This window comes from Streptomyces griseoruber (assembly GCF_001514205.1).
Classification (GTDB): domain Bacteria; phylum Actinomycetota; class Actinomycetes; order Streptomycetales; family Streptomycetaceae; genus Streptomyces; species Streptomyces griseoruber.
On sequence record NZ_KQ948763.1, the window covers coordinates 568,365 to 590,726 of the forward strand.

Consider the following 22,362-nt stretch of genomic DNA (forward strand, 5'->3'; position numbering starts at 1 on the left):
GACGGCGAAGGTGACGAGACCTAGGGCGTGTGTCGAAAGTCCCGTCTGGCCCGCGACGCCTGGCACGGCGCCTCGCCGCGTTGTCGGGATCGTCCGCGTACGCCCAGTACGCGGACGACCCTCCGCCGTGCGATGCACCGCACCAGACGCCGCGGGCCCCGCCCTCCGGGCGGACGACGCTACTTTCGACACACGCCCTAGGCCGCCGGGCCCGAGTTGGCCAGGGCCCGGGAGAGTTCGCCGGCCACCTGCTGGAGCACCGGGACGATGCGTTCCGTTGCCGAATCCGTGACGCGGCCCGCCGGGCCGGAGATGGAGACGGCCGCCGCGGTGGGGGAGTCGGGGACGGACACCGCGAGGCAGCGGACGCCGATCTCCTGCTCGTTGTCGTCGACCGCGTAGCCCGTGCGTCGTACGTCCGCCAGCGCCGCGAGGAAACCCTCCGGTGTGGTGATCGTCTTCTCGGTCGCGGCCGGCATGCCCGTACGGGCGAGCAGCGCGCGCACCTCGGCGTCCGGGAACCCCGCGAGCAGCGCCTTGCCCACCCCCGTGGAGTGCGGCAGCACCCGCCGCCCCACCTCGGTGAACATCCGCATCGAGTGCTTCGACGGCACCTGGGCCACGTACACGATCTCGTCCCCGTCGAGCAGCGCCATGTTCGCCGTCTCGCCGGTCTCCTCGACCAGGCGGGCCAGATAGGGGCGGGCCCAGGTGCCGAGCAGCCGGGACGCCGACTCGCCGAGCCGGATCAGCCGGGGGCCGAGCGCGTACCGGCGGTTGGGCTGCTGACGGACGTACCCGCAGACGACCAGCGTGCGCATCAGCCGGTGGATGGTGGGCAGCGGCAGCCCGCTGCTCACGGACAGCTCGCTCAGTCCGACCTCGCCGCCCGCGTCCGCCATCCGCTCCAGCAGGTCGAAGGCGCGCTCGAGGGACTGGACCCCTCCGCCGGCGGACCGGGCGGAGTCGGAGGTGCTGGCGCTCGACGTCGGCACGGCGCGTTCCTTTCGACACTGGCGGGAGGAGCTGAAGCCTACCCGGCGGTCGGTTGACTCCCCGGTCGTGCGTAGCTACGTTCTTACGGTTGGAATTATGTTTCCGCTTCATGGAAACATCCAGAGTGGCGGTGGTGGAGGCACCCTGGAGGCGGGGTGCCCTTGACGCTCGCGAGGCGGCGGGGAAGACTCCTTCAACAGAACGTTGAATTCCGTTACGCGGAAGTAAACGGCGGCAGAGAGGGGTCCGGGTGTCCGACGCTGAACTGGTGCTGCGCTCGACGCGCGTCATCACCCCCGAAGGGACGCGCGCCGCCTCGGTCGCCGTCTCCGGCGGGACGATCACGGCCGTACTGCCGTACCACGCCCCCCTCCCTGCGGGGGCCCGCCTGGAGGAGCTCGGCGACGACGTCCTGCTGCCCGGCCTGGTCGACACCCATGTGCACGTCAACGACCCCGGCCGCACCCACTGGGAGGGCTTCTGGACCGCCACCCGCGCCGCGGCGGCCGGCGGCATCACCACCCTCGTCGACATGCCCCTGAACTCCCTGCCGCCCACCACGACCGTCGACCACCTGGGCGTCAAGCGGGAGGTCGCCGCCGACAAGGCGCACATCGACATCGGCTTCTGGGGCGGCGCCCTGCCCGACAACGTCAAGGACCTGCGTCCCCTGCACGACGCCGGTGTCTTCGGCTTCAAGGCGTTCCTGTCCCCGTCCGGCGTGGACGAGTTCCCGCACCTGGACCGGGACGCACTGGCCCGGTCCCTGACCGAGATCGCCGGCTTCGGAGGCCTGCTCATCGTCCACGCCGAGGACCCGCACCACCTCGACACCGCCCCGCAGCGAGGCGGCCCCCGCTACGCCGACTTCCTGGCCAGCCGCCCCCGCGCCGCCGAGGACAGCGCCGTCGCCGCCCTGATCGCCCAGGCGAAACGCCTCCACGCGCGCGTGCACGTCCTGCACCTGTCCTCCAGCGACGCGCTGCCGCTGATCGCGGCCGCCAAGGCGGAGGGGGTCCGCATCACGGCCGAGACCTGCCCCCACTACCTCACCCTCACCGCCGAAGAGGTCCCGGACGGCGCCAGCGAGTTCAAGTGCTGCCCGCCCATCCGTGAGGCCGCCAACCAGGACCTGCTCTGGCAGGCGCTCGCCGACGGAACCATCGACTGCGTGGTCACGGACCACTCCCCGTCGACGGCCGACCTGAAGACCGGCGACTTCGCGACGGCCTGGGGCGGCATCTCCGGCCTCCAGCTGAGCCTCGCGGCGGTCTGGACCGAGGCCCGCCGGCGCGGGCACGGCCTGGAGGACGTCGTCCGCTGGATGTCGGCCAACACCGCGCGGCTCGTGGGCCTGGACACCCGCAAGGGCGCCATCGAGGCGGGCCGCGACGCCGACTTCGCCGTCCTCGCACCCGACGCGAGCTTCACCGTCGACCCGGCCGCCCTCCAGCACCGCAACCGGGTCACCGCGTACGCCGGCCGGACCCTGTACGGCGTCGTGCGGTCGACCTGGCTGCGCGGCGAACGCATCGTCGCGGACGGCGAGTTCACCGCACCGAAGGGCACCCTGCTCACCCGTACCCCCTGAGCGCACCCGCACCGGCCGACTCCGAAAGGCACACCCCGTGGCAGCGATACCGACGTTCACCGGCGACGCGAACCCCTACGGCGGCGGCGACCCGTACGCGGACTACCGCACCGCCGAGTTCCCCTTCACGCACCTCGCCGACCTGGCCGACCGGCAGCTCGGCGCCGCCGTCGTCGCCGCCAACGACGAGTTCTTCGCCGAGCGCGAGAACCTGCTGCTGCCCCGTCGCGCCGAATTCGACCCCGAGCGCTTCGGCCACAAGGGCAAGATCATGGACGGCTGGGAGACCCGCCGCCGCCGCGGTGCCTCCGCCGCCCACCCGTGGCCCACGGCCGACGACCACGACTGGGCGCTGGTCCGCCTCGGCGCCCCCGGGGTGATCCGCGGGATCGTCGTCGACACCGCCCACTTCCGCGGCAACTACCCGCAGGCGGTCTCGGTCGAGGGCACCTCCGTCCCCGGCACCCCGTCCCCGGAGGACCTTCTCGGCGACGACGTGAAATGGACGACCCTGGTCCCGCGCACCCCCGTCGGCGGCCACGCGGCGAACGGGTTCGCCGTCTCCCTCGAACAGCGCTTCACCCACCTGCGCGTCAACCAGCACCCCGACGGCGGCATCGCGCGCCTGCGCGTGTACGGCGAGGTCGTCCCCGACCCCGCGTGGCTCGCGCTGCTCGGCAGCTTCGACGTCGTCGCCCTGGAGAACGGCGGCCGGGCCGAGGACGCCTCCAACCGCTTCTACTCACCCCCGTCGAACACCATCCGCCCCGGCCGCTCCCGCCAGATGGACGACGGCTGGGAGACCCGCCGCCGCCGCGACCAGGGCAACGACTGGATCCGCTACCGCCTGGTCGCCCAGTCCGTGATCCGCGCCGTGGAGATCGACACGGCGTACCTGAAGGGCAACAGCGCCGGCTGGGCGGCGGTCTCCGTCCGCGACGGCGACGACGCCGAGTGGACCGAGATCCTCCCCCGCACCCGCCTCCAGCCCGACACCAACCACCGCTTCCCCCTCCCCACCCCCGCCGTCGCCACCCACGCCCGCGTGGACATCTACCCCGACGGCGGCATCTCCCGCCTCCGCCTCCACGGCACCCTCACCACGGAGGGAGCGAACCGCCTGACGGCCCACCACCGGGAACTGAGCGGCTGACCCCCGGGAGGACGGCCCGCCTCCCTCCCCGCGAGTGGTCCAGGGGGGGGGCGGAGCCTCCCGGTCACGCCCCGTGGCCGCCGTCCACCGCGAACTCCGCCCCGGTGACGTACCCGGCCCCGGCTAGTGCCGCGGCACTAGGTGCGCGACGGTCGCCGCCACCTCCTCCGCCCGCCCGAACCGCCCCAGCGCGGTCATCGCCGCCTGCCCGGCCACGTACGGTCCGTCCGCCGGGTTCATGTCCGTGTCGACCGGCCCGGGGTGCACGATGTTCGCCGTGATCCCCCGCGGCCCCAGCTCCCCGGCCAGGGCCTTCGTCAGCCCCACCAGCGCCGCCTTGCTCATCGCGTACAGCGTCCCCCCGGGCCCCGGCACCCGCCGCACCATGCACGAGCCGACGGTGATGATCCGCCCCCCGTCCGTCATCCGCCCGGCGGCGGCCCGCGAGGCGAGGAACACCCCGCGCACGTTCACCGCCAGCACCCGGTCCACGTCGGCCGGCCCCAGCCCCTCCAGCGGCCCCAGCACGCCCACGCCCGCGTTGTTCACCAGCACGTCGAGCCCGCCGAGCGCCTGTGCCGTCCGCTCCACCGCCCCGGCCGCCTCCTCGGGGTCCCCGGAGTCGGCCCGCAGGGCCACCGCCCGCCGCCCGAGCGCCTCCACGGCCCGTACGACCTCCGCGGCCGCCTCCTCGCCGTTCACGTACGTCACCGCCACGTCCGCGCCCTCCCGGGCCAGCCGCAGCGCCGTGGCGGCACCGATGCCCCGGCCGCCCCCGGTCACCAGGGCCACCTTGCCGTGCAGAGTTCCGCAAGTCGTTGTCATGGGTCCATCCCACCGGCCCGCACCTGCGCGCGCCGGCGGTCGACGGACGCCGACCTCGGCTCACACCCGCGGAGCGGAACTCTTCCCTCCGGCTCCCGCGTTCTCCCTCCGTGACCCTTCAGCAAGAAATCGTCGGCAACGCCATGCAGATGGCGATCGTCAACCTCGCCCCCGGCCAGACCGTGTACTGCGAAGCCGGAAAGTTCCTGTTCAAGACCACGAACGTGACCATGGAGACCCGCCTGGGCGGCCCCTCCGGCAACGGCGGCCGGCAGCCGCAGGACGGCGGCAGCGGCGGCGGCATGGGCGGCATGCTCCGCCAGGCCATGGGCACCGCCATGCAGGTCGGCCAGCGTGCCCTCGCGGGCGAGTCGCTGGCGTTCCAGTACTTCACCGCCCAGGGCGGCGAGGGCACCGTCGGCTTCGCGGGCGTCCTCCCGGGCGAGATGCGCGCCCTGGAGCTGAACGGCACGCGCGCGTGGTTCGCCGAGAAGGACGCCTTCGTCGCGGCCGAGTCCACCGTCGAGTTCGGCATCGCCTTCCAGGGCGGCCGCACCGGCATGAAGGGCGGCGAGGGCTTCGTCCTGGAGAAGTTCACCGGGTACGGCACGGTGATCATCGCGGGCGCGGGCAACTTCATCGACCTGAACCCGGCCGACTTCGGCGGCCGCATCGAGGTCGACACCGGCTGTGTGGTCGCCTTCGAGGAGGGCATCCAGTACGGCGTCCAGCGCGTCGGCGGCCTCAACCGCCAGGGCCTCATGAACGCGGTCTTCGGCGGCGAGGGCCTCTCCCTGGCCACCCTGGAGGGCAACGGCCGCGTCATCCTCCAGTCCCTCACCATCGAGAGCCTCGCCAACGCCCTGAAGAAGGCCCAGGGCGGCGACAAGCAGGGCCCGACGGGCGGGCTGTTCTCGACGAACGCGGGCTGAGTGCGGGCGCACCGATGAGTTGCGGGCTGCTGCGGGGTCTGAGGTGATGACAAGGGACCCCGCACAAGAAAGCAGGCACCCGCCATGGGCAAGCTCGTCTCCACCATCTTCGTCACCCTCGACGGCGTCTACCAGGCCCCCGGCGGTCCCCAGGAGGACACCCGGGACGGTTTCGCGCACGGCGGCTGGAGCTTCGCGTTCGCCGACGCGGACTTCGGCGGCTTCGTCGACGAGGTCTTCGACGGGGTCGGGGCGTTCCTCCTCGGCCGCCGGACCTACGACATCTTCGCGTCGTACTGGCCGAAGGTGACCGACCCCGCCCACCCGGTGGCCGGCAAGCTGAACGCACTGCCGAAGTACGTGCCCTCCTCGACCCTGACCGACCCGCGGTGGTCCGGCACCACGGTCCTCGACGGCGACCTCGCCAAGGAGGTCACGGCCCTGAAGGAGAACACCGACGGCGAACTCCAGGTGCACGGCAGCGGCGCCCTCGTCCAGTCGCTGCTCGCCCTCGACCTCGTCGACACGCTCCATCTGCTGACCTTCCCGGTGGTCCTCGGCACCGGCCTCCGCTTCTTCGCCGAGGGCGCCGTCCCGACGGCCTTCCGCCGCACCGCGGGCCGTGTCACCGGAGCGGGCGTCTCCATCCAGACGTACGACTTCGCGGGCCGCCCGAACTACGGCTCCTTCGGCCCCCCGGAAGAGGCCTGAGCCGGACCGGCACCCGTGGACCCGGGCGGCACAGCCGTGCTCCCGGCATGACGTTAATTCGCGGAAAACTCATGGGACTTGACGGGAAAATCTCCGGAGTTGTCATTGACATGCCATCGTCTACGCGCGTCATCATGAGGTCATGAGATTCCCCCCACGAATCACCCGCACCGGCGCCGCGGCCGCCGTGCTGTCCGCCCTCCTGGTGGGCGGCGCCGTCACCGCCACACCCGCGGCCGCCGCGGTCGGCAGCATCTGCTACGGCGATCTGCCGTCCCAGGCGTATGACACGCTCGAACTGATCGAGCAGGGCGGCCCGTACCCGTACTCGCAGGACGGCAGCGTCTTCCAGAACCGGGAAGGCGTCCTGCCGAGCCGGTCCACCGGCTACTACCACGAGTACACCGTGAAGACCCCCGGGTCCTCCACGCGCGGCGCACGCCGCATCGTCACGGGTCGGCAGTACGAGGAGGACTACTACACCTCCGACCACTACGCGACCTTCGACCTGATCGACTACGACTGCTGAGTCCCCCCACGGACCAGCCCGAGGAACAGCGCGAGCGGCTGAGCATCCGGTTCTGAGTCCAGTCGCCCCCCGCCCCGCGGCCACCCCCCCACGCACCACGGCCGCGGGGCGAGGCATGTCCGCCCGCACGCCCCTCCCACACGCGCCCTCCCACACGCGCCCTCCCGAACTCGCCCTCCCCGCAGGGGGAAAGAACGCCATATTGGGTAAGTATCAGGTTATGGGAGTGTTTCTGATCACAGGTGCCGGTTCCGGCATCGGAGCGGCCCTGGCCGCCCATTTCGCCGAGCGGGGCCACGAGTTGTGGCTGCTGGCGCGGGACGAGACAAGGGCCGGATCACTGCGGGCGCGGTTCCCCCGGAGCCGGACCCTGGTGGCGGACCTGGCCGAGCCGGGCGCGCTGCGCACCCGGCTGGAGACGCAGGCGCTGCCCCCGCGGCTGGACTCGCTGCTGCACGTGGCCGGTGTGGCCGAGTCGGGGCGGGTCGGTGAGGTCGGCGCGGAGGTCTGGGAGCGCACGCTCGCGGTCAACCTCGTCGCTCCGGCGGAGCTCACCCGGCTGCTGCTGCCCGCGCTGCGGGCGGCCCGCGGGCAGGTCGTCTTCATGAACTCGGGAGCGGGCGTGCACGCGCCACCCCGGCTGGGCGCCTACGCGGCGTCCAAGTTCGGTCTGAAGGCGCTGGCCGAGACACTGAGAGCGGAGGAGTACGAGCACGGCGTCCGGGTCACCACCGTCTACCCGGGCGAGACCGACACCCCGATGCAGGTCCGGCTGCACAAGGAGTTCGGGCTGCCCTACCAACCGCAAGCCCATATGAGCCCCGCCTCCGTGGCCGCCGCCGTCGTCACGGCGCTCGGTCTGCCGAAGGACGCGACGATGAGCGATCTGATGCTGCGTCCGGGCTGCTGAGCCGGTTCCCGCCCGCGCCGGGCCCGTCGTCGCCGGGCCCGGCCGTACCGGTGTTCCAGATGCCCACCAGGTCGGCGTAGAACGGCACTTGCGCCAGCAGCGCGTCGTGCGTGCCGACCCACGCGCGCCGCCCGTCCAGGAGGAGCACCTTGTCCGCGCGGCGGGCGAGGGCGAGCCGGTGCGCGAGGGTGACGACCGTCCCGGGCCGCCGCCGGAACGCCTCCTCGACCCGCTGTTCCGCCTCGGCGTCGAGGTGCCGCGTCGCCTCGTCGAGCACGACGAGCGCGGCGGGGGAGAGATGGACCCGCGCCAGCGCGACGAGCTGCCTCTCGCCCGAGGACAGCCCGGCCGGGTCCACCAGGCCGTCGAGCCCGCCCAGCCGCCGTACGACCCGGCCCAGGCCGAGTTCCTCCACGGTGCGGGCGACGACCTCGTCCGGGGTGCCGGGGGCGAGCTGGCAGAGGTTCTCCCGCACCGTCCCCGCGAACACATAGGGGTTCTGCGGCAGCAGGGCCCGAGCCCTGCTCAGATCGTCCCGGGCGACCCGGTCGAGGGGCACGCCCCCCAGGACGACCCGCCCGCGGTCGGGCGGGAGGATCCCGGTGAGAAGGTCGGCCGTCGTGGACTTCCCCACGCCGGAAGGGCCGACCACGGCCAGGTGGTCGCCGTGGGCGAGGGAGAGATCGAGCCCGTCGAGGACCGGCTCGGCGTCCGGGCCGTAGGCGAAGGTGACGTCCGACAGCACGACCGATCCGTCGGCGGGCCGGAGCGCGGGATCGGGGTCCTCGGGCGGCCCGGGATGGTGCGCGGCCCCGGCGAGCCGCTCCGCCGCCACCGACAGCCGCAGCCAGGAGGCGCCGACCCCCTGCACCAGCAGCCGGACGGCGGGTTCGAGCGTGGACAGGACATAACTGAGCACGCCCACGACATCGCCGGGTGTCATGCCGCGGTCCACCAGGCCCGGCGCGGCGAGCACCACCAGCAGCAGCGGGCTGTGCGCGCCCAGCGCCACGATCACCCGGCGCACCGCCGCGACGGTGGCCAGCTTCCGCGAGGCGCGCAACTGGGCCCGCACCGCGTCCAGCACCTCGCGCTCCGCCCGGTCGTGGGTGCCGGTCGCGACGATGTCGCGCAGGGCTCCGACGATCGCGACGGTCTCCCGCGCGAGCGTCTCCTCGGCCTGGAACGCCGCATGCTGGCGACGGACGGTCGCCGGAGCCAGGACGGCGAACACACCCAGCGCCAGTACCAGCGGCACGGCGACGAGCGGTACGGCGGCCGGGGCGATGAACGCGGTGCCCACGACGACGGCCCCGACCGTCAGGACGAACTGCCAGACGAGCATGAGCTGTCCGGCGAGCGCGTCGCGGACCGCCTCCACCTGCCGGGTGAGCTGCGCGACCGCGACGGCGTCGAAGCCGTCCCGCCGAGCGCCGCGCCCCACCGCGCGGCGCAGCGTGCCGGTCACGACGTCGCCGAGGAGACGGTCCCGCAGCGGCTCGACGATCTCGGCCAGCCAGGGGTAGGTCTGCCGGCTCGCCCAGGCCCCGCCCAGGGTGCACAGGGCGAACACGGCCAGGCCCAGGGCCGCCGTCCGGGGGCGGTGCGCCAGGAAACCCTCGTCGACGGCGAGGGCCAGGGCCTTGCCGGAGACAAGGGCGGGCGCGGCCGACACCAGCGTCCACCAGGCCAGCCGGAGCACCGCGGCCCGGCTGTGGGCCAGGGTGCCGCGGACCAGGTGCAGCGCCGCGCCGCTGGTGGTGAGCGGCGCCGGGACCGTCGTACGAGCCATGCGTGCCTGTCCTTTCGTCCGTGGTCCGCGTCCGGCCGTACGGGCCTCAGTCCCCGGAGCGCCCGGGTCCGTCGGGGTCCCCCGTGCCGGTGAAGATGCGGCGGTAGGCCGGTGTCCGCCACAGCTCGTGGTGGGGGGCGACGGCCCGGATGCGTCCCTCGTCCAGCCAGGCGACCGCGTCCGCCCGGGCCGCCGTGGACGTCCGGTGCGTCACGATCAGCCGGGTGCGGTCCCCGTGGGAGACGTCCACGGCGTGCAGCACCGCGGCCTCGGTGGCGGTGTCGAGGCTGGAGGTGGCGTCGTCGAGGACGAGCAGCCGGCAGTCGCGGGCCAGGGCGCGCGCCAGTCCCACCCGCTGCCGTTGCCCCCCGGACAGGGGCGCGTCGGCGAGGGGGGTGTCGTAACCGGCGGGCAGCCGGCGCACGAAGGTGTCCGCCTGCGCCGCGCGCGCGGCCCGGCGGGCGTCGGCGGCGGAAACCGGTTTCACGGCTGCCGTGAGGGCGTCGAGGACGGTGGCCCCGGTCAGCGCGGGGTCGCCGAAGGCGTACGAGACGGCGGTCCGCAGGTCCGCCGGACGGATCTCGTCCAGCGGCACGCCGTCCAGCAGGACCAGGCCCCCGTCCGGGACCAGCAGTCCGCCGGCGACCGCGGCCAGCAGGGAGCGGCCCGACCCCGAACTCCCCACCAGGGCGGTGCAGGTGCCCGCCGGGAGGACCAGTTCGAGCCGGTCCAGCACGGCCCGTCCGGACCGCCGTACGGTGACCTCACGGATCTCCACCCGTCCGGGCCCCGGCGGCAGACCGCGCAGCCCCACCGGCGCCCGGGGGGCCTCGAGCACCTCGGACACCCGGGCCTGTCCCGCCCGGGCGCGGGCGAGGTCCAGGAGGCTCTGTGCCGTGCCGAAGCCGCCCAGACCGAGCGCGGTGTAGCCGAGCGCGGCGATCAGCTCGCCCGTGCTGAGCGCCCCGGTGGAGAGCTCGTGTCCGGCGACCGCGAGCACGGTGATCTGGGTCGCGGGGGCGAGCAGACCGGTGGACCAGGCGACGCGGCGCTGGCTGTCCCACAACGCGCGTCCGTGCCGGGAGAGTTCGGCCACCGGCCGCAGCACGCGCTCGATCTCCTGCTCGACGGTTCCGGCGGCCGCGATGGTACGGCTGCCCGCGAGGGCGTCCAGCAGCCGGGCGGCCACGGCGGCCTGCGCGCTCTGGTAGCCCGTGCCGCGCCGTACGGTGCGCCGCAGCTGCCGTCGCAGCAGCAGCCAGCCGGCCGGGGCCGTGACCAGGAAGGCCGCGGCCAGTTCGGGGGCGAGCAGTCCGAGGGCCACCACGGCGCCGGTCGCCATGGCGAGTTGGGCGACCGCGTAGACGATCGCCTGGCCGGCCAGCCCGGCCTCCGCGGTGCCGGCGGTGAGCCGGGCCACCAGGTCGCCGGTCGCCGTCTGCCGCGCGGGGTGGGGGCCGCCGGCCATGATGTGCCGCACCAGGGCGGCGCGCAGCCGGGCCGTCGTCTCGGCGGTGGCGCGCGGTCCCGCGTACTGTGCGACGGCCTCCGCCACCGTGAGCAGTGCGACGACCGCGGCCAGCGGGACGACCTCCGCGCCGCCGCCACCGGACAGGGCCCGGTCCACGGCCCGCGACACGGCGGCGGGCAGGAGCAGCGCGGCCAGCGAGCCGGCCGCCACGGACAGCACGAGCGCGGTGGGCCACCACAGTCGGAGTACGGTGGTGGTGAGGCCGTGCCGCATACGGGGCTCCTGCGGGAGAGGGACGGACGGTCCGAACGGGTGGCACATGAGCGCCGGCCCGGGCTCTAGCTCAGCCCGGGCCGGCTCTGTTCATCCGGCCTACCGGTCACCCGGCCGTCCGGTGGTGGGGCGCACCGTCCCCGGGGGTGCCGACTACAGGCACAGCAGGGTGCTGACGGTGCTGTTGGTGCAGTTCACCGCGGAGAGGGAGCTGAGCACCGACATGTACTCGGTGGTCTCTTCGGGGGTCTCCAGGGCCTGCAGGCTGAGGATGGACATGGTGCACTCCTGTCACTTCGTTGGTGCTTCTGCTTCCCGGCGGGCGCCGGAAACTCTGGGCCGCGAACGGTGGTTCGCGGAGGGGACACCGCGGTGGTGTCAGGCCGCCCGCTGCCAGAAGGGCAGCGCCGGGGTGTCGGCGAGGGCCGATCCCAGGGCGAGCAGGATGCCGGCGGAGCCGGTGGCCAGGTCCATCGACAGCCGCAGGAGCTGCTCGCCGGGGAAGGCCACATGTCCCTGATAGGGGATGAGGTGCCAGACCAGCCGCCGGATGTGACGCCGGATCACCCGGTCGTGGACCCGGCTGTCGTCCTGGAGCAGGCACAGCAGCCAGATCAGTCCCGCCCGCCCGTTGAACAGTCCGGGCTGGACGATGAACTCGGGCTCGGCGGCGCCGCGGATGCGTTCCAGGCTCTGCCGCAGTGCCGGATCCGGACGGTGGCGCAGATAGCAGTGGAGTACGGCGGCGATGCCTGCGCTGCCCGACTCCAGGTACGGCAGCACCCGGCTGCCGTCGTCGACCTGGAGGGTGCCGTCCTCGCCGAGGACGCATCGGTCCAGGTCCCGGCCGAGCGCCCGTTCCGCGAGGTCGAGCAGCTCGCGGTCGCCGGTGCTGTCGTACAGGCGCAGGAAGAGCAGTGCGGCTCCGGTGCTGCCGTGCATCAGCCCGCTGCGCGCGGCGGCCGGTGGGCCGCCCTCGCCGGAGGGTGCCCGCAGGCGGTCGGCGAGGCGTCCGGCGGTGTCGGCCGCGGCGGCGTGCAGGGAGGCGTCGCCGGTGGTGCCGGCGAAGTGCAGCAGGGTCAGTCCGATGCCGGGCAGTCCGCCGGCGAGATCGCTGCCCTGGCCGTCCGGCGGGTCCTTCAGCAGCCGGTCGAGGAGGTTGTGCGCCTGCCGGGCGTGGCCGAGGCGGTCGAGGGCCAGTGCGACACCGTGCGAGCCGGTGTAGAGACCGGGGCGGCAGGGTTCGCGGGCGACGGCGTCCAGGAGCCACTGGACGTGGTCGGGGGCGATGGGTGCGCCGGTGCAGTGCAGGGCCCACAGCACGCCCGCGGCGCCGTACGCGAGTCCGAGTCCGTCGTGGGTGAACTGGTTCGGGTCGCCCGGGAAGAGACGGTCGGTGCGTTCCGGGGTGGCGCTGGCGGTGATCGCCGCCGCCAGCGAGTCGCGCAGGGCGGGCCAGGAGGCGCGGTCGCCGCCGAAGAGGGCGGTGAGCGGATCGGGCCCGGGTGGGCCGGAGGGGGATGCGGAGGGGGACGGCGACGGCGATGGCGATGGGGATGGCGATGGGGATGGCGATGGGGGTGAGGGCGGCGACGAGGCGGGTGCGGGTGCGGGGAGTCCGAAGCGGTCCGCCGCGGCGCCGGCCAACTGCGCCCGTTTGCCGGGGTCCAGCGAGGTCAGCTGCATCAGCGGCATGAAGATCCACAGGCGCAGGGCGTCGAGGGCGTGGCGGTCGATCGCGAACCCGTGGAGGTCGGCGGGGGCCGCGAAGCCGGCGGCGCCGAGTCCGGGTCTGACGAACGCGTCGACGGGGGAGGCGAGCTCGAAGTCGACGAAGCAGACCCGCCCGTCGGGACGGACGATCAGGTTGCGCGGATGGAGGTCCCCGAAGACGACCCCGCGGTCGTGGATGGCGCGCAGACCTTCCTCGATGCCCTCCAGGACATCCAGCGCCTCCGCTCTGTAGCGGTCGATGTCCGTCTGGTCCGGATCGGGATGGACCAGGGGGTAGCGCCGCGCGAACCACCGGTTCAGCGGCTCGCCCTCCACGTACTCCTGGACCAGGAAGTGGTGCTCCCAGGCGGTGAAGTAGTCGAGGGCCGCGGGTACGGCGGACACCCCGTCCAGCCGATGGAGGATGTCCCGCTCCTTGCCGAGCCGGAGCACGGCGTCGTCCCCGCGCTGGTCGAGCCCGGCGTGCGGGCGGGCCTCCTTGAGGACCACCTCCTCACCCCCGCCGGCGGGGCGGGCGATGTAGATGCCCCCGCCGTTGGAGAAGTGCAGGGCCCGTTCCACGGAGTAGCGGAACTCGGCCGTGCTCGCTCTCGCCCGGTCGGCCAGCGCCTGCGCCAGGACACCCGGTACGGGGGCCCAGTCGGGCACCTCGAACACCGCGCGCCGCACGTCCGGCCGCAGCCGGCCCGAGGGTTCCCGTAGCGCCAGGACCAGCTCGCCGGTCTCCGAGCGGCAGAACTGCTCGGTGAACCCGCCGTAGCGCAGGTACAGCGGCCCCTCACGCCAGCGCAGATCGCTCAGGATGTACGGCCCCTGCTGCCCCGCGAGGGCCGCGTCGAGGTCGTCGAGACATCGCTCGAGCGTCGGTTCGTCGACCGGATACAGCGTCATGAACTTCCCGCTCGAACCCCGTGAGGCGTATTTCGCGTTCTGGGTCTGCACCAGCGCCGGGCTGCGCAGGAACTTGAACGCCACGCGGTTCTCGAAGCAGTAGGCGGCGACCACCGACAGGATGTGCTCCGCGTTGTCCATGCACGCGGACACATGGATCTTCCAGCCCTGGTCGGGGAGTTCGACGTCCGCGAGCTGCCGCCCCACCCACACGTCTCGCGCGTTGCCGGCCCAGCCGGCCGGCAACGGCTCGCCGACGGCGTCGAACTCCTCCACCGTCGCCCAGCGGACAGGCGAGTCGTAGAACACCGGATCGGCATACGAAAACGCCTCGTAGCGCATGTCCATAAGGCCCCCCATCGCAGTGATTCGACATTCCCGGACGGATGCAGTGGCAACGCCGGACCGTTTCACCCCCCGAGGGCGGTGATACTGTGGCCGGTTTGCGTCCACGATGTGAAGGTAACGTAGGGTCGGCTTGTGCAGGCAGGGCGCATTCAGCGCTCTCGTCGAGCGCGCGAAGCCCACCCCTCCCCGGAAAAGCACGACCAATTGCACCCGCATATCAGTTCGACCTTGTGGTGCGTGAATAAATCCAGATATCCGGGTTTCCAGAAAAGTGGTCGGCCGAGCGAACGGGGGTGCGCACCCCGGTGGTCCCGCCGGCGCCCGCCTGCCTGCTCGTCCGTCCATCCGTCCATCCGTCCATCCGTCCGTCCGGAATGGGCGATTTGGTCATCATTTCGGGCGGCAAGCCCTGAAGTATCGATTCGGCGAACAGATGCGCAATGTGGAGGGCGTGTGTGCTTTGTGTGATTGAATCATGCGCAACTCGGCCAGGTGGCTTGATCTGATCGACCGGATCCCCCGTGTCCTGCATCCCCTATCAGGACTGCCGTGCGCCCGGGTCAGGGCCACCGGCCGAGCCGAAACGCACGGGAAGGGACCCCTCGATGACCGCGACCGTCTCCAACTTCTACTACGGCGCGGTGACTCCGGTCTCCGCGTATCTGATGGCCTGTCTGGGCGCGGCACTGGGGCTGCGGTGCACGACGAGATCGCTGCGCCGCTCGCACCGCCGGGCCGCCTGGCTGGCGCTGGGCGCCGTCTCCATCGGCTGCGGCATCTGGACCATGCACTTCATCGCCATGATCGGCTTCAGCGTCCAGGGCGCCCTGGTCGGCTACGACACGACGAAGACGCTCCTCAGCCTCGCCGTCGCGATCGTCGTCGTCGCCCTCGGTGTGTTCCTCGTCGGCTACCGGGGCGGCTCCCCGGCGAACCTGGCCATGGCGGGCACGGTCACCGGCCTCGGCGTCGCGGCCATGCACTACCTCGGCATGGGCGCCATCCACACCAACGGCACCCTGCACTACGACACCGTGACGGTGGGGCTGTCGGTGGCGATCGCCGTCGCCGCCGCCACCGCGGCCCTCTGGGCGGCGGTCTCCATCCACACGCTCTGGTCCAGCCTGGGCGCGGCCCTGGTCATGGGCGTGGCCGTGACGGGCATGCACTACACCGGCATGGCCGCGGTCTCCGTCCACCTCACCGGCACATCCGCCGTCGCCCAGTCCTCCACCAGCCTCCTGTCGTTCCTCCTCGTCATGCTCGCCGGCCCCCTCGCGGTCCTTCTGATCGCCGCGGTCATCGTCATGTTCGACCCCGACATGATGCTCGGCGACGACGACTGGGGCCAGCCGGCGCCCGCGGCCCAGTACCCGGCCGGCGACTACTCCGCCCAGCCGTCGCAGCAGTACGGCTCCTGGTAGGCACCCCCGTGCAACGGGGCGGCCGGGACGGAAGGCGCGCGGCGGACGGGCGGGGCGCGCCGAAAGTAGGCGAGGGCGCGACCTTCGTCGACGGTCCCGCCGACGGGGAGGTGCCGGCGCTCCCCGCTGCGTAGATTGCCGACCATGAGGGGACAGGACGGCGCGGTACGGACACCCGACGCGCTGCACACCGCGCCGCGGCTCGTACGCCGCACCTGGCTGCTGCCGTCCGCGCTGGTCGCCGAGCTCGAACCGGACGCCGAGCGGTCCGGGCGGCCGCCCCGGCGCACCGCGCGCGACTGGGCCGTGGACTTCACCTGCTTCCTGCTCGCGGTCGTCGTCGGCCTGGTGGCCGCCGAGAGCCTCGGCACCGGCGAGGACCTGCCGCGCGCCCTCCTCGTCACCGACCAGCTCCTCGGCGTGCTGTCCTGCGCCGCGCTCTGGGTGCGCCGTCGCCGGCCGCTCGGCCTCGCCGTGGCGATGGTCCCCGTCGGCTTCCTCTCCGACACCGCGGGCGGCGCCTGCATGGTCGCCCTGTTCACCCTCGCCGTGCACCGCCCCTTCCGGTACGTGGCCTTCGTCGGCGGCGCCGACCTCGCGCTGATCCCGCTGTTCTTCTGGCTGCGCCCCGAACCCGACCTGGCCTACCCGGCGGCCGTGGTGTTCACGGTCATCCTCACCGTCGCGGTCATCGGCTGGGGCATGTTCGTCCGGTCCAAGCGGCAGCTCATGCTGAGCCTGCGCGACCGGGCCCGGCGCGCGGAGACGGAGGCGCGGCTGCGGGCCGAGCAGGCGCAGCGGCTGGCGCGCGAGGCCATCGCGCGCGAGATGCACGACGTGCTCGCCCACCGGCTGACCCTGCTGAGCGTGCACGCCGGCGCGCTGGAGTTCCGCCCGGACGCGCCCCGCGAGGAGATCGCGCGGGCCGCCGGTGTCATCCGGGAGAGCGCCCACGAGGCCCTCCAGGACCTGCGCGAGATCATCGGCGTCCTGCGGGCCGGCGAATCCGACGACGGCGGACGCCCGCAGCCCACTTTGGGCGCCCTGGACGCCCTCGTCGCCGAGTCCCGCGAGGCCGGTCTGAAGGTCACCCTCGACCAGCGCGTCACCGACCCCGGCGCCGTGCCCGCCTCCGTCGGCCGCACCGCCTACCGCATCGCCCAGGAGGGCCTCACCAACGCCCGCAAGCACGCCCCGGGGGCGGAGACCGAGGTCACCGTCGCGGGCGGCCCGGGAGAGGGCCTCACGGTGGTCGTGCGCAACGCCGCCCCCGACGGCGACGTCCCGCCCGTCCCCGGCTCCGGCCAGGGTTTGATCGGGCTGACCGAACGCGCGACCCTGACCGGCGGACGGCTGGCGCACGGGCCCCGGGACGACGGCGGGTTCGAGGTGCGCGGCTGGCTGCCGTGGCCCGGGGCGGCCCGGTGACGGCCCCCGGGACCGCACGCACCGGCCGCGCGACTCCCGGGCGGGAAACCGGCGTCGCCCACCTCGCGAACCTGGTTGTGTAAGGCCATGACTGCGATCCGACTCCTCCTCGTCGACGACGATCCCCTGGTGCGCGCCGGTCTGTCCCTCATGTTGGGCGGCGCCGACGACATCGAGATCGTCGGCGAGGCAGCCGACGGCGGGGAGGCCGAGACGCTCGTCGACCGCGTCCGGCCCGACGTCGTCCTCATGGACATCCGGATGCCCGCCGTGGACGGTCTGACCGCGACGGAACGGCTGCGCCGCCGCACGGACGCCCCCCAGGTCGTGGTCCTCACCACCTTCCACGCCGACGAGCAGGTGTTGCGCGCCCTGCGCGCGGGTGCCGCCGGTTTCGTCCTCAAGGACACCCCGCCCGCCGAGATCCTGGACGCCGTGCGCCGGGTCGCGGGCGGCGACCCCGTGCTGTCGCCCACCGTCACCCGGCAGCTCATGGACCACGCGGCCGGCTCCGCCGCCGACGCCCGCCGCACCCGCGCGCGCGAGCGGCTCACCGTCCTCGCCGAGCGCGAGCGCGAGGTCGCCGTCGCGGTCGGCCGGGGCCTGTCCAACGCCGAGATCGCCGCCGCGCTCTTCATGAGCGTCGCCACGGTCAAGGCCCACGTGTCCCGCATCCTGGCCCGGCTCGGCCTCAACAACCGCGTGCAGATCGCCCTCCTGGCGTACGACGCGGGCCTCCTGGACGACGAGGACGGGCACTAGCCGCGGCAGCCGCGCGTTGTACGGGGTGACGTCGTCCGCGTGACGTCGTCCGTGTGACGTCGTCCGCGTGACGTCGTCCCGGTGACGGGGAGGGGGATCCCGTGACCAAGGTGATCGATCTGGGGGAGTACGGCGACGCGTTCCGCCGGGACCCGCACCCGGTGTACGCGCGACTGCGCGAGCGCGGCCCGGTGCACCGGGTGCGGCTGCCCGCGCCCGACGCGCACCACGAGACCTGGCTCGTCGTGGGGCACCAGGAGGCGCGCGCCGCGTTCGCCGACCCCCGGTTGTCCAAGGACGGCAGCCGCATCGGCGTCACGTTCCTCGACGAACAGCTCATCGGCCCGTACCTGCTGACCGCCGACCCACCGCGGCACACCCGGCTGCGCGCGCTGGTCTCCCGCGCCTTCACCACGCGCCGGGTGGAGGAACTGCGGCCGAGGATCCGGCGCATCACCGACGACCTGCTCGACGCGATGCTGCCGCGCGGCCGCGCCGACCTCGTGGAGTTCCTCGCCCACCCGCTGCCCCTCACGGTCATCTGCGAGCTGCTCGGCGTCCCCGAGCCGGACCGCGCCGGGTTCCGCGCGCTGTCCACCGAGGCCGTCGCGCCGACCAGTGCCGAGAGCGAGCACGACGCGTTCGTCCGGCTCGCCGGCCAACTCACCGAGCTGATCGAGGACAAGCGGTGCGCGGGCCCCAGCGGGGACCTGCTGAGCGACCTGATCCGCACCACGGCGCAGGACGGCGACCGGCTCTCGCCCGGCGAACTGCGCGGCATGGCCTTCGTCCTGCTCATCGCCGGGCACGAGACGACGGTCAACCTCATCACCAACGCCGTCCACGCCCTGCTGACCCACCCGGACCAACTCGCCGCCCTGCGCGCCGACACAACCCTCCTCGACGGCGCGGTCGAGGAGGCCCTGCGCTACGAGGGCCCGGTGGAGAACGCCACGTTCCGCTTCGCGGCCGAGCCGCTGGAGATCGCCGGCACGCCCATCGCCGTCGGTGAGGCCGTGATGATCGGCCTCACGGCGGCCGACCGGGACGCGGAGCGCTTCCCCGCCCCCGACCGGTTCGACATCCGCCGCGACACCCGCGGCCACCTCGCCTTCGGCCATGGCGTCCACTACTGCCTGGGCGCCCCGCTGGCCCGCCTGGAGGCCCGCACCGTCCTGCGCTCCCTCCTCGACCGCGCCCCCGCCCTGGCCCTCGACGGCCCCCCGGGCGACTGGCTCCCCGGCCCCCTGATGCGCGGTATGCGCAGTATGCCGGTGCGCTGGTGACCAGGGGGAGGAGGAAGGGCTCACGCGCCGGGAATCTCCGCCAGGGACACCGGTCTGCGCTCCCGGCGCGAGACGTCGCAGGCCTCCGCGATCCGGAGGGCCTGCAACGCCTCCCGCCCGTCGCAGGGGTTGGCGCGCCCGCCCCGCAGCACCTCCACGAAGGCGACGAGCTCCGCCTCGTACGCGGGTCCGAAGCGCTCCAGGAAGCCGCCCCAGGGCTTGTCCGCGGCCGGGGGACCGGTGGGTTCGGTGGAGGCGATCGGCGTACGGTCGTCCAGACCGACCACGATCTGGTCGAGCTCCCCGGCCAGCTCCATGCGGACGTCGTAGCCGGCGCCGTTCAGCCGGGTCGCGGTGGCGGTGGCGAGGGTGCCGTCGTCGAGGGTGAGGACCGCCGCGGCGGTGTCGACGTCCCCCGCCGCCCGGAACATGGCGGGACCGGCGTCGGACCCGGCGGCGTACACCTCGCGCACCTCGCGCCCGGTCACCCAGCGCAGACAGTCGAAGTCGTGGATCAGGGCGTCCCGGTAGATCCCACCGGACAGCGGCAGCCACTCGGCGGGCGGCGGCGACTGGTCGGAGGTCAGCGCCCGTACGGTGTGCAGCCGCCCGAGCCGACCGGACCGTACGGCCTCCCGCGCCCCCGCGTAGCCCGTGTCGAAGCGGCGCTGGAACCCCATCTGGAGCACCGTTCCCGCGGCCTCCACCTCCCCGATCGCCTGTAAGGTCCCCGCCAGGTCCAGCGCGATGGGCTTCTCGCAGAACACCGGAAGCCCGGAGCGTGCTGCCCGACCGATCAGTTCGGCGTGCGCCGAGGTGGCCGTGGTGATCACGACCGCGTCCACGCCCCAGCGGAAGATCTCGTCCACCCCGGGGGCGGCCGTCTCGCCCAGCCGCAGCGCGAGCTCCTGAGCCCGCGCGGGGTCCGCGTCCGTCAGGATCAGGGATCCGACCTCGCGGTGACGGCTGAGTGTGTTCGCATGAATCGTGCCGATGCGGCCCGTCCCGATGACCCCGATGCGCATGAAAACAAAGTGACCTCGCAGGCCACACGATGTCAATCCGTATGTCCGGACAACCGAACTACACAACTTCCCGTCAACAGCGCGCGGGGCTACGCTCGGCGGGTGCCGAAACCAGAAGTGGACCCGACCGTGCAGCTCGAACTCCGAGTGGACCGAAGCTCTCCGGTGCCGTTGTACTTCCAGCTGTCCCAGCAGCTCGAGGCCGCGATCGAGCACGGATCGCTCACCCCCGGCAGCCTCCTGGGCAACGAGATCGAGCTCGCCGCACGGCTCGGCCTGTCCCGCCCGACCGTGCGCCAGGCGATCCAGTCGCTCGTCGACAAGGGCCTGCTGGTGCGCCGCCGGGGCGTCGGCACCCAGGTCGTGCACAGCCAGGTCAAGCGCCCCCTGGAGCTCAGCAGCCTCTACGACGACCTGGAGGCGGCCGGTCAGCGCCCCGCGACGACCGTCCTGCTCAACACCGTCGTCCCCGCCTCCGCCGAGGTCGCCGCCGCGCTCGCGGTCGCCGAGGGCAGCGAGGTGCACCGGGTGGAACGGCTGCGGCTCGCGCACGGGGAGCCGATGGCGTACCTCTGCAACCACATCCCGGGCGGTCTGCTCGACCTGGACACCGGCCAGCTCGAGGCCACCGGCCTCTACCGCCTGATGCGGGCCGCCGGGATCACCCTGCACAGCGCCCGCCAGTCCATCGGCGCCCGCGCCGCCACCCCCGCCGAGGCCGAACGCCTCACCGAGGAGCCCGGCGCCCCCCTCCTCACCATGCAGCGCACCACCTTCGACGACACCGGCCGCGCGGTCGAATTCGGCGACCACATCTACCGCCCGAGCCGCTATTCCTTCGAGTTCCAGCTGCTCGTACGCTCCTGAGAGCAGCACGAGAGCGCTCAAGGGGCGCGGGGCTGTATCACTGTGCGGCTCCGCCGCGTGGGCGCGACCAGCCACAGCACACCCGCAGCCGGCATCGGTCCGGAACCACCCGGTTTCCGCCCCGCTCGGCACCTGGCACAACCGTGAGGCAGAATCGGCGACGATGAGCACCTACGGCAACTTCAGCGCCCCCATCGGCTCCAGGCGTGCCCCCGCACTGCGGACAGTGGGCACCAGAGAGCGCCGCTCACACCTGACGGCGCCCCGCGTACCGACGGTGGGCATCGACATCGGCGGCACCAAGGTGATGGCGGGCGTCGTCGACGCCGACGGCAACATCCTGGAGAAGGTCCGCACCGAGACCCCGGACAAGTCGAAGAGCCCCAAGGTCGTCGAGGACACCATCGTCGAACTGGTCCTGGACCTCTCCGACCGGCACGACGTGCACGCCGTCGGCATCGGCGCGGCCGGCTGGGTCGACGCCGAACGCAACCGCGTCCTGTTCGCCCCCCACCTGTCCTGGCGCAACGAGCCGCTGCGCGACCGCCTCTCCGGCCGGCTCTCGGTCCCCGTCCTCGTCGACAACGACGCCAACACCGCCGCCTGGGCGGAGTGGCGCTTCGGCGCGGGCCGCGGCGAGGACCACCTGGTCATGATCACGCTGGGTACCGGCATCGGCGGCGCGATCCTGGAGGACGGCCAGGTCAAGCGGGGCAAGTACGGCGTCGCGGGTGAGTTCGGCCATATGCAGGTGGTGCCCGGCGGTCACCGCTGCCCGTGCGGCAACCGCGGCTGCTGGGAGCAGTACAGCTCGGGGAACGCCCTGGTCAGGGAGGCCAAGGAGCTCGCCGCCGCCGACTCCCCGGTGGCGTACGGGATCATCGAGCACGTCAAGGGGCAGATCGGCGACATCAGCGGCCCGATGATCACGGAGCTGGCCCGCGAGGGCGACGCGATGTGCATCGAGCTGCTCCAGGACATCGGCCAGTGGCTCGGCGTCGGCATCGCCAACCTGGCCGCCGCGCTCGACCCCTCCTGCTTCGTGATCGGCGGCGGTGTGTCGGCCGCCGACGAGCTGCTCATCGCCCCCGCGCGCGACGCCTTCAAGCGCCAGCTCACCGGGCGCGGCTACCGCCCCGAGGCCCGGATCGTCCGCGCCCAGCTCGGCCCCGAGGCCGGCATGGTCGGCGCCGCGGACCTCGCGCGCCTGGTCGCCCGCCGCTTCCGGCGCGCCAAGCGGCGCCGCGTCGAGCGCTACGAACGCTTCGAACGGTTCACGGACGCCGCCCGCCGCACCCGGGACACGGCATGATCCAGGCACCACCCCGCACGACCCCCGCGGCCGGCACCGGCCGCGGGGCCGGCACCGCCCGCACCACCGGCACCGCCCGCACCACCGGCACCGCCCGCACCA

The 22,362-nt window shown here is 73.4% G+C and carries 18 protein-coding genes and 1 pseudogene; 12 read left to right on the top strand and 7 right to left on the bottom strand.

Going from position 1 to position 22,362, the window contains the following annotated elements; all coding sequences use genetic code 11:
• Window positions 1-197 precede the first annotated feature (197 nt).
• Window positions 198-995: an IclR family transcriptional regulator gene (locus tag AQJ64_RS02405; RefSeq protein WP_055638735.1), complete on the bottom strand. Its 798-nt coding sequence runs from the start codon at window positions 993-995 to the stop codon at window positions 198-200.
• Window positions 996-1,246: 251 nt separating this feature from the next.
• Between AQJ64_RS02405 and allB the strand changes: the two genes are divergently transcribed.
• On the top strand, window positions 1,247-2,587 hold the full coding sequence (gene allB, locus AQJ64_RS02410) for an allantoinase AllB (RefSeq protein ID WP_055638736.1): 1,341 nt from the start codon (window positions 1,247-1,249) through the stop codon (window positions 2,585-2,587).
• A gap of 37 nt (window positions 2,588-2,624) precedes the next feature.
• Entirely contained in the window at window positions 2,625-3,740 is a 1,116-nt protein-coding gene (alc, locus tag AQJ64_RS02415; RefSeq protein ID WP_059202362.1) for an allantoicase, read from the top strand.
• A 64-nt stretch (window positions 3,741-3,804) separates the two neighbouring features.
• Here alc and AQJ64_RS02420 read toward each other — a convergent pair.
• Window positions 3,805-4,565, bottom strand: a pseudogene (locus AQJ64_RS02420) (SDR family oxidoreductase).
• A gap of 110 nt (window positions 4,566-4,675) precedes the next feature.
• Between AQJ64_RS02420 and AQJ64_RS02425 the strand changes: the two are divergent.
• From AQJ64_RS02425 to AQJ64_RS02440, 4 genes are all read left to right on the top strand, one after another.
• Entirely contained in the window at window positions 4,676-5,497 is an 822-nt protein-coding gene (locus AQJ64_RS02425; protein WP_079061422.1) for an AIM24 family protein, read from the top strand.
• A gap of 84 nt (window positions 5,498-5,581) precedes the next feature.
• Complete coding sequence (locus AQJ64_RS02430; protein WP_055635814.1) at window positions 5,582-6,208, top strand: dihydrofolate reductase family protein; 627 nt, start codon at window positions 5,582-5,584, stop codon at window positions 6,206-6,208.
• Window positions 6,209-6,350: 142 nt separating this feature from the next.
• Window positions 6,351-6,737: a guanyl-specific ribonuclease gene (locus AQJ64_RS02435; RefSeq protein ID WP_059202363.1), complete on the top strand. Its 387-nt coding sequence runs from the start codon at window positions 6,351-6,353 to the stop codon at window positions 6,735-6,737.
• Window positions 6,738-6,957: 220 nt separating this feature from the next.
• Complete coding sequence (locus AQJ64_RS02440) at window positions 6,958-7,647, top strand: SDR family oxidoreductase (protein WP_055637528.1); 690 nt, start codon at window positions 6,958-6,960, stop codon at window positions 7,645-7,647.
• Here the strand turns inward: AQJ64_RS02440 and AQJ64_RS02445 are convergent.
• The 4 genes from AQJ64_RS02445 to lanKC all read right to left on the bottom strand — a co-directional run bounded on the left by AQJ64_RS02445 (window position 7,583) and on the right by lanKC (window position 14,156).
• Window positions 7,583-9,439 carry an ABC transporter ATP-binding protein gene (locus AQJ64_RS02445; protein ID WP_055637529.1) on the bottom strand — a complete coding sequence of 619 codons (1,857 nt, stop codon included), beginning with the start codon at window positions 9,437-9,439 and terminating at the stop codon, window positions 7,583-7,585. The genes AQJ64_RS02440 and AQJ64_RS02445 overlap by 65 nt on opposite strands.
• 46 nt (window positions 9,440-9,485) lie before the next feature.
• Complete coding sequence (locus AQJ64_RS02450) at window positions 9,486-11,183, bottom strand: ABC transporter ATP-binding protein (protein WP_240512889.1); 1,698 nt, start codon at window positions 11,181-11,183, stop codon at window positions 9,486-9,488.
• Between the two features lie 153 nt (window positions 11,184-11,336).
• On the bottom strand, window positions 11,337-11,462 hold the full coding sequence (locus tag AQJ64_RS47660; protein ID WP_099054098.1) for a SapB/AmfS family lanthipeptide: 126 nt from the start codon (window positions 11,460-11,462) through the stop codon (window positions 11,337-11,339).
• 99 nt (window positions 11,463-11,561) lie between these two features.
• Complete coding sequence (lanKC, locus tag AQJ64_RS02455; protein ID WP_059202364.1) at window positions 11,562-14,156, bottom strand: class III lanthionine synthetase LanKC; 2,595 nt, start codon at window positions 14,154-14,156, stop codon at window positions 11,562-11,564.
• A 605-nt stretch (window positions 14,157-14,761) separates the two neighbouring features.
• On the opposite strand from lanKC, the gene AQJ64_RS02460 reads away from it, so the two are divergent.
• From AQJ64_RS02460 to AQJ64_RS02475, 4 genes are all read left to right on the top strand, one after another.
• The gene (locus AQJ64_RS02460) at window positions 14,762-15,580 is read left to right on the top strand and encodes an MHYT domain-containing protein (protein WP_055635941.1); all 819 of its coding nucleotides are present in this window, start codon (window positions 14,762-14,764) and stop codon (window positions 15,578-15,580) included.
• Between the two features lie 144 nt (window positions 15,581-15,724).
• The gene (locus tag AQJ64_RS02465) at window positions 15,725-17,008 is read left to right on the top strand and encodes a sensor histidine kinase (RefSeq protein ID WP_079061424.1); all 1,284 of its coding nucleotides are present in this window, start codon (window positions 15,725-15,727) and stop codon (window positions 17,006-17,008) included.
• A gap of 87 nt (window positions 17,009-17,095) precedes the next feature.
• Entirely contained in the window at window positions 17,096-17,770 is a 675-nt protein-coding gene (locus AQJ64_RS02470; protein ID WP_055635940.1) for a response regulator transcription factor, read from the top strand.
• Between the two features lie 101 nt (window positions 17,771-17,871).
• On the top strand, window positions 17,872-19,056 hold the full coding sequence (locus AQJ64_RS02475) for a cytochrome P450 family protein (RefSeq protein ID WP_055635939.1): 1,185 nt from the start codon (window positions 17,872-17,874) through the stop codon (window positions 19,054-19,056).
• Window positions 19,057-19,076: 20 nt separating this feature from the next.
• Here the strand turns inward: AQJ64_RS02475 and AQJ64_RS02480 are convergent, their stop codons facing one another.
• On the bottom strand, window positions 19,077-20,081 hold the full coding sequence (locus AQJ64_RS02480; RefSeq protein ID WP_055635938.1) for a Gfo/Idh/MocA family protein: 1,005 nt from the start codon (window positions 20,079-20,081) through the stop codon (window positions 19,077-19,079).
• Window positions 20,082-20,210: 129 nt separating this feature from the next.
• Between AQJ64_RS02480 and AQJ64_RS02485 the strand changes: the two genes are divergently transcribed.
• Window positions 20,211-20,948: a GntR family transcriptional regulator gene (locus AQJ64_RS02485; protein ID WP_099054031.1), complete on the top strand. Its 738-nt coding sequence runs from the start codon at window positions 20,211-20,213 to the stop codon at window positions 20,946-20,948.
• A gap of 163 nt (window positions 20,949-21,111) precedes the next feature.
• Window positions 21,112-22,260, top strand: coding sequence for an ROK family glucokinase (locus AQJ64_RS02490; RefSeq protein ID WP_055635936.1), 1,149 nt, complete (start codon window positions 21,112-21,114; stop codon window positions 22,258-22,260).
• Window positions 22,261-22,362 lie beyond the last annotated feature (102 nt).

Excerpts from the sequence above, each read along its gene's own strand:
- AQJ64_RS02440 (WP_055637528.1), top strand. The coding sequence starts at position 6,958 with ATGGGAGTGTTTCTGATCACAGGTGCCGGTTCCGGCATCGGAGCGGCC.
- AQJ64_RS02480 (WP_055635938.1), bottom strand. The coding sequence starts at position 20,081 with ATGCGCATCGGGGTCATCGGGACGGGCCGCATCGGCACGATTCATGCG.
- AQJ64_RS02445 (WP_055637529.1), bottom strand. The coding sequence starts at position 9,439 with ATGGCTCGTACGACGGTCCCGGCGCCGCTCACCACCAGCGGCGCGGCG.
- lanKC (WP_059202364.1), bottom strand. The coding sequence starts at position 14,156 with ATGGACATGCGCTACGAGGCGTTTTCGTATGCCGATCCGGTGTTCTAC.
- AQJ64_RS02435 (WP_059202363.1), top strand. The coding sequence starts at position 6,351 with ATGAGATTCCCCCCACGAATCACCCGCACCGGCGCCGCGGCCGCCGTG.
- AQJ64_RS02465 (WP_079061424.1), top strand. The coding sequence starts at position 15,725 with ATGAGGGGACAGGACGGCGCGGTACGGACACCCGACGCGCTGCACACC.
- AQJ64_RS02430 (WP_055635814.1), top strand. The coding sequence starts at position 5,582 with ATGGGCAAGCTCGTCTCCACCATCTTCGTCACCCTCGACGGCGTCTAC.
- AQJ64_RS02490 (WP_055635936.1), top strand. The coding sequence starts at position 21,112 with ATGAGCACCTACGGCAACTTCAGCGCCCCCATCGGCTCCAGGCGTGCC.
- AQJ64_RS02470 (WP_055635940.1), top strand. The coding sequence starts at position 17,096 with ATGACTGCGATCCGACTCCTCCTCGTCGACGACGATCCCCTGGTGCGC.
- AQJ64_RS02460 (WP_055635941.1), top strand. The coding sequence starts at position 14,762 with ATGACCGCGACCGTCTCCAACTTCTACTACGGCGCGGTGACTCCGGTC.
- AQJ64_RS47660 (WP_099054098.1), bottom strand. The coding sequence starts at position 11,462 with ATGTCCATCCTCAGCCTGCAGGCCCTGGAGACCCCCGAAGAGACCACC.
- AQJ64_RS02450 (WP_240512889.1), bottom strand. The coding sequence starts at position 11,183 with ATGCGGCACGGCCTCACCACCACCGTACTCCGACTGTGGTGGCCCACC.